Annotated in this window: 13 protein-coding genes; 11 read left to right on the forward strand and 2 right to left on the reverse strand. The window is 36.7% G+C overall.

Annotated elements, in window-relative coordinates; all coding sequences use genetic code 11:
* Positions 1-18: 18 nt before the first annotated feature.
* The 4 genes from LS48_RS09065 to LS48_RS09075 are packed head-to-tail and all read left to right on the forward strand — an operon-like array spanning position 19 to position 2,380.
* Positions 19-855: a hypothetical protein gene (locus LS48_RS09065; protein ID WP_062622206.1), complete on the forward strand. Its 837-nt coding sequence runs from the start codon at positions 19-21 to the stop codon at positions 853-855.
* A 16-nt stretch (positions 856-871) separates the two neighbouring features.
* Complete coding sequence (locus LS48_RS09070; RefSeq protein WP_062622209.1) at positions 872-1,084, forward strand: hypothetical protein; 213 nt, start codon at positions 872-874, stop codon at positions 1,082-1,084.
* A 49-nt stretch (positions 1,085-1,133) separates the two neighbouring features.
* Positions 1,134-1,280 (forward strand): hypothetical protein, encoded by a 147-nt coding sequence (locus tag LS48_RS15530; protein WP_157881729.1) that lies wholly within the window; start codon positions 1,134-1,136, stop codon positions 1,278-1,280.
* Positions 1,281-1,330: 50 nt separating this feature from the next.
* Entirely contained in the window at positions 1,331-2,380 is a 1,050-nt protein-coding gene (locus tag LS48_RS09075; protein ID WP_062622211.1) for a tetratricopeptide repeat protein, read from the forward strand.
* A 110-nt stretch (positions 2,381-2,490) separates the two neighbouring features.
* On the opposite strand, the gene LS48_RS15335 is transcribed toward LS48_RS09075, so the two are convergent.
* A complete protein-coding gene (locus LS48_RS15335; RefSeq protein WP_157881730.1) occupies positions 2,491-2,838 on the reverse strand; it encodes a hypothetical protein in 348 nt (115 codons plus the stop codon).
* 73 nt (positions 2,839-2,911) lie between these two features.
* Between LS48_RS15335 and LS48_RS09085 the strand changes: the two genes are divergently transcribed.
* The 5 genes from LS48_RS09085 to LS48_RS09105 all read left to right on the forward strand — a co-directional run bounded on the left by LS48_RS09085 (position 2,912) and on the right by LS48_RS09105 (position 10,025).
* Complete coding sequence (locus LS48_RS09085) at positions 2,912-3,292, forward strand: lipocalin family protein (protein ID WP_062622215.1); 381 nt, start codon at positions 2,912-2,914, stop codon at positions 3,290-3,292.
* 262 nt (positions 3,293-3,554) lie between these two features.
* Complete coding sequence (locus tag LS48_RS09090; RefSeq protein WP_062622218.1) at positions 3,555-4,289, forward strand: hypothetical protein; 735 nt, start codon at positions 3,555-3,557, stop codon at positions 4,287-4,289.
* Between the two features lie 111 nt (positions 4,290-4,400).
* A complete protein-coding gene (locus tag LS48_RS09095; protein ID WP_062622418.1) occupies positions 4,401-6,245 on the forward strand; it encodes a PLP-dependent aminotransferase family protein in 1,845 nt (614 codons plus the stop codon).
* A 167-nt stretch (positions 6,246-6,412) separates the two neighbouring features.
* Positions 6,413-9,547: a hypothetical protein gene (locus LS48_RS09100; protein WP_062622220.1), complete on the forward strand. Its 3,135-nt coding sequence runs from the start codon at positions 6,413-6,415 to the stop codon at positions 9,545-9,547.
* A 127-nt stretch (positions 9,548-9,674) separates the two neighbouring features.
* Complete coding sequence (locus tag LS48_RS09105) at positions 9,675-10,025, forward strand: DUF2200 domain-containing protein (protein WP_062622222.1); 351 nt, start codon at positions 9,675-9,677, stop codon at positions 10,023-10,025.
* 35 nt (positions 10,026-10,060) lie between these two features.
* Here LS48_RS09105 and LS48_RS09110 read toward each other — a convergent pair whose 3' ends face one another.
* Complete coding sequence (locus LS48_RS09110; RefSeq protein ID WP_062622224.1) at positions 10,061-10,393, reverse strand: hypothetical protein; 333 nt, start codon at positions 10,391-10,393, stop codon at positions 10,061-10,063.
* Positions 10,394-10,515: 122 nt separating this feature from the next.
* On the opposite strand from LS48_RS09110, the gene LS48_RS09115 reads away from it, so the two are divergent.
* Both LS48_RS09115 and LS48_RS09120 read left to right on the forward strand, forming a co-directional pair.
* Positions 10,516-10,971 carry a DUF1801 domain-containing protein gene (locus LS48_RS09115; protein WP_062622226.1) on the forward strand — a complete coding sequence of 152 codons (456 nt, stop codon included), beginning with the start codon at positions 10,516-10,518 and terminating at the stop codon, positions 10,969-10,971.
* 53 nt (positions 10,972-11,024) lie between these two features.
* Positions 11,025-11,774 carry a DUF1853 family protein gene (locus LS48_RS09120; RefSeq protein WP_062622228.1) on the forward strand — a complete coding sequence of 250 codons (750 nt, stop codon included), beginning with the start codon at positions 11,025-11,027 and terminating at the stop codon, positions 11,772-11,774.
* The last annotated feature ends 15 nt before the right edge of the window (positions 11,775-11,789 follow it).

The raw sequence follows: 11,789 nt of genomic DNA on the forward strand, positions 1-11,789 counted from the left end.
GATAAATTTTAATTATTTATGAAACAATTATTCACATCATTATTTAGCAATACCGAAGAAAAAATTAAAAATCCTTTTATTGGAGCGTTTATGACTTCCTGGGTTGTATTTAATTGGAAGCCTATTTTTTTACTAATATTTTCTAAATCTACTGTTGAGAATAAAATTTTATTTATTGAAAAAAATTATACTGATATCTGGTTTATTTTTATATATCCTTTATTGGCGGCTTTATTTTATGTACTCGTTTTACCGTATTTAGGTTTATTATTTGATGAAATCTTGAAATATTCGATTATTAAAAGAAATAATAAACTTATAAAAAATCAAAAACAATCTATAGAAAATCAAAAAGAATTGGCAATAGAAGAAATTAAATTAGAAGAAGCAAAAACCGAATTTAGGGAAAGAAATACACATAATAAGCTAGTTGAAAAATTACAAAAGGAAATTGAAAATTTACAAAATCAAATTTTACAAGAGAAGGAGAAGAATCTACAAGCCGTTAATGAATTTAAAAAGCAATTATCTGAGAGAAATGAAATTAGTAATCAAGAGAATAAAGATTTACAGATTATGTATAATGAAATAAGATCTGATGTTAATAAACTAAATAAGATTATACACAATAAAAATATGGAAATCCAAAACCTTCAATCTGTAATTAATTCTGGAAATTTCAATTCAAGTTTAAAATCATTAATAACATTTGACAATGGTATGGAAATAGAAGAGCGAATAATAAATAATAAGAAAGTTTATTATAACCCAGAAAACAATACTTTTTATGATGAAAGAGATGTTCAGAATTTAATGAAGAATCACAGTTATACCAGCTCAAGTAATAAACCTTAAATTTATCATCAATATTATGTACGAAAAAGATGAATATTATAAAGCCTTGCAAGAATCAATAGATATGTTATCTATTGATGATGATGCTAATTATGAAAAATTTAAACTACTAAAGGGAATATGCTCTGGATTGTTAAATGAGATAGAAATATTATCTAGTGAGATTGAAAATATTTCTGTTTTGAATAGAGAAATTGTTGAAACCTTGAAAAATATATCTTCCAGATAAACCCCGCTACCGCACGTTTGCAACGTGTGCCCGCAACAGTGAGAAAATAATGATCCTACTAAACGCCACTCCTAACGGTCCAATTATAGACCCAAGATTTTTAAGCACTATTGATGTTCCATTTATTCTATTTGCTATCGTTCTGCTTGTAATCATGTATTTTAAAGTTCGGAAGGAAAAACGAAAGACTAGCTAGAACACATTTCAAACACAAGTATAAAACTTCGATAGAAATTATATTCAATCTTGAAAAAATTAATAATAACAATTTTCATTTTTCTAAATATTTCATCTTGTGTTTTTGCGCAGTTTGAAAAAGCAGATCTCTTGGGAAGTTGGACTAATACCCATACCGAAATGAAGGATGGGAGTAAACTAATACCTGTTTACCCAGATTACATAGCACATTTCGAAATAATTTTTTTTAATCAAGAATATGAAATTGATTATTACCCTGCTCAAAAAAAGGAAAATTCTAGAATTCCTTACAAATTAAAAAACAACAAAGTTGATGTCAATAACAACTTTGAATATCAAATTGAGAAATTAACTAATGACAGCCTAATAATTGTAGAGCAAATGCCTTGGTTGGCAGACGACCAACTCAAAAGATTTTATTTAGTAAGAAAAGAGAAAATTCAAGCAATTGAAAAATCAAAACAACAAGGCAATCATTTAATCGCAAACCCTTATTTAACCCCCATATTTGATGGAAATATAGACTTCTATTTAAATAAAGGATTAAACAAGAAACAAACAAACCTTAAACTTATAGGAAAGTTAGTCATCCTGCCGAATGAAAAGCGCTTAGCTGTAGAAATAAACTATCGGGACAATAAAGATCTATTTCAGGAACAAATAATTACTAAATTACTTGAAAAATCCTTTAAGAAATGGAATCTAAAAGGGTTTGAAGATTATTCCAATATAACCATTGATTTTGTAATAATAATGGAAAAAACAAAGACATATCGAGGGTTGAAAATAGGTCTTAATACAAATTCATTTACACAACTACTTGGAATGTATGGACTGACTTACAAACAACAATTTGACGGAAACAAACTTTTTAATTTAGGCTTAGAAAGCTTTCAGGCTGGCAATTATGAAAATGCCATAAATTATTTCACAAAATCATTTGAATTAAATCATACGAAGGTAGAAGCGCTCTATAATCGCGCTGCAACATATTTATTACTTGAAAAATATGATGAAGCCTGTTTGGATTGGAAAAAATTAAAAGATTTAGGACAAAAAGAGGGTGAAAAGTTGTTTAATGAAAACTGTAATAATTAAAAAAACTACTCTTCTCCTAACGCGCCCCAGCTAGCACACGTTTGCAACGTCTGCCCGCAACAGTGAGAACACAACCAAAAACCCCTCTGGCGCGCTTTTGCAAAGCGTGCTCATCTAATTGGAGCATTGGCAATGCGAACTTTCCCAATTACAGAACATAGATTACTAAAAGTACAATAAACATTACCAATTACAACTCCCTCAAAGCCAATTGTAACTCCCTCAAAGCCAATTGCAACTCCCGCAAAGCCATTTGCAACTCCCGCAAAGCCAATTACAACTCCCTCAAAGCCAATTGCAACTCCCTCAAAGCCAATTGCAACTCCCGCAAAGCCAATTGCAACTCCCGCAAAGCCATTTGCAACTCCCGCAAAGCCAATTGCAAATCCGTTAAAACCAATTGCCCCACTATCGCGAGCGTTCTGCTTATAGTATTGAAGAATAAACCTACCAAACACCAAACATATTTATCAACTATATTCCATACTTTTAACCCATCTAAAGCAACAACAATCACACTTCTTTCGCTAAATGAAACCATATAAATCGCTTAAAGCCACCGTTCTCTTTCTCGCTATCACAACACTCCTATCCTGCAACAACGACGAAAAAAATAACAATGCAGAATCAACCAAAAGCTTACTTGGCGTATGGCAACGCAGCGACTTTAGCGCGGAATATGACTATAAACTGTATTTTAATACCGAAGGCAACGGCTACAGTACCGAATACATAGCCCAGCCAGACGGCACCGCAATCTCAAACCTTCGGCCCTTTAGCTGGAGCAGCAGCGAAGCCACCCTTACCCTAGATTATGACGACGGCGCTACCAATGCCACCCCCTTTACCATAAACGCCGCCGGACAATTGGTGGCGTCGGGTATAAGCAATTTACCTTTTAACAAATTATAGTTTTACAGGCTTTAAAAATAGTAGCGCCATAGCCAGAATTGCTTAATCGAGCTTCTCCCTCAATAATTTACTAAAACGTTCCCAATGGCTGGCATATGCCACATGAAGGCCCCTTAAATAGTGCAGATTTTATTCGGAGGACTCTAGAATTTTTAAATGGTGATTGGAATAGACAAGACTAAAAAAAACCAGACAACCTGAATATTACCTATCAATTAATTGTCTACATTTAGCATACCTCTACAATCTCGTATAGCATTGTATGAAAGCAATTGTACCACTTCGCGCAAAGCGCAAAAAACCTTCCTTTTTCTTTGTAATGGCCATTGTCGCTATGCTGGCAGTTTTTATAGGTTTTTCAAAAACATTTTTTATTCCAGTAGGCGAAGGAACTTTTACAGCCCCTTGGCCCGTACACCTGCATGGCGTTTTTGCCTTTTTGTGGATTATTCTATTTCTGGTACAAAGTAGTTTGATTCAGTTCAAAAAATATTATTTCCACCAAATACTCGGTATGCTTGGCATTTTTGTAGCCGCAGGCGTATTTATAACCATGGTGCCCGTGGGGCTTTTCGCTGTTAAAAAGGAGTTGGGTTTAGGTTTGGGTCCTACTGCCTATTCGGGATTTGTTGGCGTACTCACTTCGGGACTTATGTTTTTCAGTTTGGTGGTCGCGGGCATTTATAATAGAAAAAAACCGAACTTGCATAAACGCCTTATGCTTCTTGCTACAATTGTAGTGCTGTGGCCTGCGTGGTTTCGGTTCCGCCACTTCTTTCCCAATATTCCTAATCCTGAAATTTGGTTTGCTGTAGTGCTAGCAGATAGCCTCATAATTGTGGCTTGGATTTGGGACAAGTTGAGAAACGGAAAGGTACACCCTATTCTATTATATATTGGTTTGTTTATCATACTTGAACATACTTTTGAGGTTTTGGCATTTGATAGTGCCCTGTGGAGAAAGTTAGCGATTTGGTTTTACGCTATTTTTACGTGAGAGGTAATAATTTTCCACTACCATAAGTTGTCAACACGTTACAAAACTCTTAAATCATCTTTAAAAAAATCAATTTAATGTAACTTGCCGCCCTATAAAAAAGTGAAAAATATGCAAGACGCCCAAATGCACAATTATATAAAAGACGTATTAAATAATATGCCTTCAGACTGGCTAAACCTCACCACCCACAGGCTTGATATTTATGATGAAAGCTTGGCAAAAACGCAGTTTCTTCAGCAATTCGAAACCCTTTACAATGAAAATAATGCCGAAACTGCATCCCTAAAACAATTGCCCACCGCCTACGATTATATCCGCTTGGGGCATCCGCTTTCAAGTGTATTGGAATGGGCGATTGCGAAGGCAAACAATCTAAAACCCGGGAACGTCATCAGTTTTGCCTCAAAAACGGCGCCTATCCTGGCAATCCTTCGGAAGAATTTATTGGCAGAAAAGAACACCCAAATTCTTTATACTGATGCCCTGCCCTCGTTTTTCGATGCTGAAATAATTGGAAATGTATATGGGTATAATTTTGAATTGAAACAGCTTGATTCCCCTTCAGCCATTCCCAAGTTTGAAGGCACAACCGTTTTCATTTCACAAAAAGATGAAATTGGAAAGCTAGACCTCAACCCCAACGTAGATTTTCTCATAAATCTTTACGGCACCCTCGGAAGCATTATAACGGTAAATGGCGAAAGAAACGAAGCTTATATTTCCGAAATACAGCACGTTCGCAGAAGGGAAACCATCGCCATGACGCCCGCCAATTGCCTTGTGGCCCTTAAGGCGCTGGTTGAGAAAACGTCCATTACCGAACCCAAAAGCAATGTTGCGGAAGATAAAAAGAGCGTTCTAAACTCCATAAAGGAAATTACCGGCTCCCCCACAGCTGCACTCGTTGGTTCCAGCGGACTCTCTATTCAGTACGCAATTATGATGGGCCTCATCCACGATGCGCAGGAAAAACACAAAGGGAAAGCCATCAAATTTATTGTCCCTCCAAATTGTTACGGCGGCACAAACGATCAGGCAAGACGTGTGGCAGCTTGCCTTGATAATGTTGAAATAGTAGATTTATTGGTTGATGGCGATAATGAAATGGTGCAAAGTATCGATAGCGTGTTAACTAAAATTGCCCACGAAGATGCCGTTCCTTACATCATTGCTGAAATCCCAACCAATCCCAGAGTTGAAGTCCCGGATCTGCAAGAATTGAAAGCTGTTTTAAGCAAAGAGCGCAAAACCGCAACGGGTGAAACTGCTATAGACCCTGTTTTTATTTTGGATCAAACCTTTTGCCCCAACTATCACTTCTTGGGCGAAGGGGAAATACTTTCAACGGTGCGGGCCATTTCGTATGCCAGTGGTTCAAAATTCCCAAGTGGCGGAAAATGCACGGCAGGTTATGTGGTAGGAAATACAAAAACGGCAGCCTTGATGGAAAAAATAGAGTTGCATCTAACCCTCTGCGATAACGAGGCTAAAGCGCTTCAATATGAAATTCTGGCAAAGCAATTGCCTTCCATGAACAAACGGATTATTGATGCTTATTACAATACGCGTGAGTTTGTAAACTTCATCCACGAAACCTTACCGGAAGCAAAGATCAATTTTGTTTCAGAAAGTTTAGCTGCCCAAGGCTTTACCCCTTCTGTGTTTTCATTGGACCTTCCAACAAAGGGAAATACTGCTGAAGAAAAGGAAACCTACAAAAGAGCGTTGAATTTGAAGCTAATCAATTTAATGATTACAAAAATTCCTGATGAATGTAAGTTCTGCGTGAGCTATGGCCAGTTAAAAGGAAGTTACTGGACCATCCCTGCAACCTCAACCCAAGGGACAACCAAGGAAGGCGACAAGGATTATATTGTTCGTGTATCACTTTCAGGAAATATGGACCTTGACCTTCATAAAAAAGTGTTTCTGGAATTTGTTGAAAACATCTAGGGAAGCCGTAAGATGTTGAGGGCAAAACTTGGCAATAGCCCTTTATAATTAGCAAGCCACACCTTAAACGCCTGACTACTTGTGTTTTGGTAGCTGTTTTTTTGTATATTCGAGTATGAAAACGCTGCCATAAGTTCTCCTCTGCTTTGGCCATATATTTTTATATTATGAAAAATTGGCTTGAAAAAGGTATAAATTATTGGGTTGTAGGCTGGGTAGTCATTTCCTTGCTTTTAATAATCATCAGTGCTGCCTTTCGCATCAATAGTTATATAGAAACTCCACAACACGGGCATTTTGACAATTTTGAAGCAGTAAACGCACTTATCTTCAGCCCTGAAAATTCTGGGAAAATAATTTATTATCACGCCTTTTTCATTTTTGATATTATATGGGCAGCGCTCTTGTTGAGTATTATCGGCTATCTGATCCGCGATTTGTTTAAGGACAAATTCATTAATTGGGATCGGCTTAAAATTCTTATTACCATACAGCAGGCGTTTTTGTTCTTTGCCGCATTAGCACTGCTTGCAGATGTTTTGGAGGGCTTTGGTTACGAATTTAAATCGGTACGGGACTTTATTAGTTTAAAATACATCACTCCTGTAAAAGTTTCGCTTTATGCAGTTTGTTTCATGTTCTTGATGTATTGGTTTCTTAAAACCGTCTTTTTACCACACATCAAAACTTTGATTCGGTTTATACAGACTGCTTTATTGAGCATCCTTTTCATCATCATTATTTATGTAATGGTAACGTTTATGGAGCAAGGCGGCACGCTGATAGTTGACCTTTTTTATAGGCCCGTAAATATTGTGATTCTCTTCTTTTTGCTCAGTTTTTTGGCGCTGGTGCTTTCACACTTTCCAGTGTATAATGATATTTGGCTTTACGGGAACAGAGATTGTGTGAGCCTTGAAATGCCTAAAGACAAAAAGGGTTGGTTGGGCCTTAATATTATATATTTTGACACCAGTAAGGCCAAGCCAGGTTCAAGTGTTACTTTTGATAATGAAGCTGTTAAAAACCTTCGGCGCAGTTTGGGAGTCCTCATTTACATAGCGATGTTCCAAATATTCCTGTTGATGATTCCCCGTTATTTTGGAGTGAATTTTAATGCGTCATACATTTCGGCTTTCTTGCTTCTCATTACATTAATCGTTTATAATTATTGGGGAAAGCGTTATAACAAATGGAAAAAAAACCTAAAAGAAGGCGATGAAGCAACCAAAAAGGAAACCGTTTTATTTATTCTTAAATATGTAAGCAGGTTTCCTCGCTATTATCTGGCTTGTATAATTATGGTTCTTATAACCGCTATTCTCGTAGCCATCTTTAAATGGGACCGCATTCCCTTCACTGCGTTTCTTATCACTTTGGGTTGCCAAATGTATCTCTATGTATATTTCAAAATATGCCGAACCTATTTTAAATACGTATTTTTTTCGAAAGAACTTCACACCGAAAAAAAGGAAATGTTCAATGAAGATATCTTGAAACTCTTTGACAAATATGGCAATGTTGAAAGCCAAAAACTTCCTAAGTATTTGAAGTTTTTCGGGAAGTTAAGCGATAACGTGTTTTATTTAAATTTTATGAGGTACAGCGGAATATTCTCCTTGATTTGCCTCATTCTTGCCAATAGCTTTTTTGCGATTGCCAGTTGGTTCAGCCCCTTGGTTATTATTTGTCTCTATATTATTGTTATTTATTCAATCCTCATCATTCTCTTCAAGCATCTATTGTATTATCATAGATTGGAAGAACCGAAGGAAGTAGATGGAATAAAGGATAAAAAGAAAAAAAGTGGCCCAAAGAATTTTTATAAATATTGGTTGCCACTGCTGATTATCTTTTTGTTTTCCGGAGCCATCTATATGACTTCCTTTGAAAATGACCTTCACGAACTCACTGAAGTCAAAACCCTTAATCCTATGGGTTTTGAGGAGTTCATGAGAAATGAAACCAGCAATTCCTTTAAAAAAGACAATTACTTTTTTGTGGGTTCCTATGGCGGGGGACTAAAGGCCAATCTGTGGAATTTATTATTGTTTAACCAATTGGATTCCTTAAGTCAAGGTGAATTTTTTGACCGCAGCATTGTGCTTTCCGGTGTTTCCGGTGGTGCGGTGGGCATAGGCAATTATGCTGCCCTGCGCAATTATCACGCCCAGAACGAAAACTTGGATGATGAAATATTTAAAATAGGAAAATCCAATGTATTATCAAATGAACTCACTTACCTCTTGGGGCGCGATATGATTCGGGAATACTTACCGTTCATCAATTTTCACGGCAAGGATCGCTCCTACAAAAGTATGAAGCTGCACGCCAAAAACACAGGCATGCCCATGGATGACTTCCAAAACCTAAGTTATCTAGATTTATGGCGCAATCTTTATAAAAAACGAGAAGGTAAATTCCCTGCGCTTATAATGAATTCCACCTCAGTGGCTGGAAGGCAGGGTGTTGTTTCAACGGTTCAGTTTCCTGACAGTACTTTTGCGGGAGCCGATAATCTTTCAATATTCAAGAATGGTCCTGACTCTGTAGCGCTCACTTATTTTGGTGCAGTATCAACCACCAATCGTTTTCCGCTGTTCAGCCCTACGGCTAAAATCCGTCAAAAAGGAAATTATCTGGATGGCGGCTATTTTGAAAACAGTGGGATGCTCAGCGCATTGGAAGTATATGACGCAATTGAACGCGAAGCGGAATTTAAACAAAAAGTGCAACCTATCTTTATAAATATCATCAATTCTGGCGATTTCTATATTAGGCAAAAGTTGTTTCTGTGGAAATTTTCTTCAAAAACCGTTAAGGAATCAGGAGAATTTGCTTCCATAATTGAAACCGTTACTTCCATTGATAAACTTCCAGGATATATTTATGAGAAAATAAAAAATCGCGGATTTGCAGTTGTTCCTTTAATGATGCCACATAAAATGACCTATGAAAAAGTACGCGCTATTCTAAAAGCAGATGTGGACAACCCATTGGCGCTTATGGACAGCATCCAAAAAAACAATGAAGCCATTGATAAAGCCCTCAAGGATTATAAGGACTATGAATTTGAAAAATGGGGAGTTGTAGAGCCTCCCTTGGCACGTTTGCTGAGCGAACCCGCTGTGCAATACCAAAAGGCTATGGTCTATAAGCATCCAGAAGTTCAAGAAACCTTAGAGCTTATCCTCGATTTCATAAAAACCGATACTGTGGTTACCAATATAAACCAATATAAAGTGCGACGACCTGTCTCAAAAAACATGGGTGAAAAAATAATTAAAAATGATTCGCTTTAGTTTGTTAAGTATCTTAGTAATTGTTGTTAAATAAAGTAGCAATTCTTACCTGCTGCCTATCTTGCTAGTCTTTTAAAAGTATTTATTTACAGACCTAAAAAAAGTAAGTGTAAATTCTTATAAAAAAATGAAAAACGAAAGAATCTATAAAATGTCCTTCGCGAGTGTTTATCCTCACTATGTAACCAAAGCAGAAAAAAAGGGACGCACCGCAGAAGAAGTAGATACCATAATCCAGTGGCTAACTGGTTATGACCAAAAAGGATTAAAAAAACAGTTAGACACCAAAGTTACCTTTGAAACCTTTTTTGACGAAGCCCCACAATTAAACCCCAACGTTTCAAAAATAACAGGTGTAATTTGTGGCTACCGAGTAGAGGAAATAGAAGAGCCGCTAATGCAAAAAATTCGTTATCTGGATAAGCTGGTGGACGAACTGGCAAAAGGCAAGGCAATGGAAAAGATTTTAAGGAAATAGCTTAGCAATTAGCAAAATTCTAAAAATCCAACAACTTACTTCCGTTTTCTAAAAATATAACTCATCCACACCGGGTCGTTATCTTCAGAAACTACAGACTGCCTGTCCAAAAACTCCCAGTCGTGGGAATTCATATAATTCAGTAAGGTAGAAGTTTCCTCGATATCCTCTATTTCATCAATAGAAATATTTTGCCCAATCAGCGAAGTCTGCTCCTCCACTTTTATACGTTTTACCTTTCCGCGGTTGTTCGCTTTTTGAACTACAATTACTTCAAGAAAATCGTATTTGGTAATCTCCTGCGAATGTCCTTCCAAGGTAAATAGAAAGAATAAGGCAATTATGGAAAGTGTTTTAAATATTCTCATTGTTCTCAAATTTTATGGGAAAGTACAATTATAATTTTTTGCAACAAAAAGCAATAAGGTACACATTAAAAAAATCACTAAAATTCTTTTAACTTTGAAACTTAAGCTTTAAACCTCAAAAAATGCAATCCAAAGCCACTACGCCAGACCAATACATTGCCGAACTGCCCGAGGACCGAAAGGAAATAATGCAGAAGCTACGCGAAACAGTAAAGAAAAACCTTCCGAAAGGTTTCGAGGAAACCATGCAGTACGGGATGTTGGGCTATGTAGTTCCGCACAGCATTTACCCTGATGGCTATCATTGCAATCCGAAAGACGCGCTTCCGTTTATGGCGTTGGCATCGCAGAAAAACCACATAGGTTTTTACCATATGGGCATTTATAACGATCCAGATTTGATGAAATGGTTTACGGAAGAATACCCCAAACACGCCAGTAATAAGCTGGATATGGGCAAGAGTTGCATCCGCTTTAAAAACCCTAAAAACATTCCGTTTGAATTGTTGGGAGAACTAACTACAAAAGTTTCCGTTGATGAACGGATTGCGAAATATGAAAGTGTTATAAAACGGTAGTCATCAAAACAACCAGCATTGTACAGCATTTCAAAAACACTCCAGATTTAAAAGTGAATTCGGAGAAATATCCATTTAAAAATTTCGTCTTTTCAGCTGAAAACATAGACAAGAGCAACTTTATCTTTCCGAAGGATTCAGTACTGGGCCTACAAGCGGAAGCTTGTTTTGAAGCCTATTTAAAGCAATCAAAAAACTTTGAATTGCTTGCTGCAAACCTTCAAATTCATGGTGAAAAGCAAACCTTGGGTGAATTGGATTATATAGTTCGAAATCTTCAAACTGATGAAGTGCTTCATATTGAATTGGCGTGTAAGTTTTATTTGTACGATGAAAACGCAGGTGAGTCAGAAGAGCAAAAATGGATTGGCCCAAACCGAAAGGACAGTCTGTATGAAAAACTGGAAAAGGTAAAACACAAACAATTTCCGTTACTCCAAACTTCCGAAACCTCAAACTTGCTGGCATCCTTGGAAATCCCAAAACCTACTTCACAGGAATTATGTTTAAAAGCTTTTCTATTTCTTCCAAAGGAATTAAGTGCTGAAACATTTCCAAAGCATATAAAAGAGTGCATCGTGGGCCATTACCTTAAACCAGAAGATTTAGTTGAAAACGTAGATGTACACTATGCAATTCCTTCCAAAAAAGAATGGCTATTGCCCATAAACTTAATTACCCAATGGTATTCTTTTTCAGAAATAAAACCATTGATAGACGCTCAATTAAGGTTGAAAAAATCTCCGTTAATCTATAGAAAAACGCCCCATAAGCTGGAGCGGTTCTTTGTGGTGTGGTGGTAATTATAATTAACTGCT

The sequence above is a fragment of the Aequorivita aquimaris genome, from assembly GCF_001573155.1.
GTDB lineage: Bacteria > Bacteroidota > Bacteroidia > Flavobacteriales > Flavobacteriaceae > Aequorivita > Aequorivita aquimaris.